General features: G+C 62.0%; 1 pseudogene. It reads left to right on the top strand.

What is annotated here, in order from left to right:
• Positions 1–440: pseudogene (locus AC5ZFO_RS48305) on the top strand (Fe-S cluster assembly protein SufB); the annotation flags it as partial.

A 440-nucleotide genomic window follows, 5' to 3' on the forward strand; every position in this document is an offset into this window, starting at 1 on the left:
CCCAAGGGACTGTCGGAAGAGACCGTCAAGTTCATCTCCGAGAAGAAGAACGAACCCGCCTGGATGCTCCAGTGGCGGCTCGAGGCGTATCGGCGCTGGCTGACCATGACCGAGCCGACCTGGGCGCGCGTCGACTATCCCAAGATCGACTTCCATGACCTCTATTATTACGCGGCGCCGAAGCCGAAGAAGACGGTCACCTCGCTCGACGAGATCGATCCGGAGATTCTCAAGACCTACGAGAAGCTCGGCATTCCCCTGCGGGAAGTCGCCATGCTCGAAGGCGTCGAGCCGAAGCCCGGCGAGGAAGATCCGGCCCGGCGCAAGATCGCGGTCGATGCGGTGTTCGATTCGGTCTCGGTTGCGACCACGTTCAAGGCCGAGCTGAAGAAGGCCGGCGTGATCTTCATGCCGATCTCGGAGGCGATCCGCGAGCATCC

The organism is Bradyrhizobium sp. Unk1, from assembly GCF_059512345.1.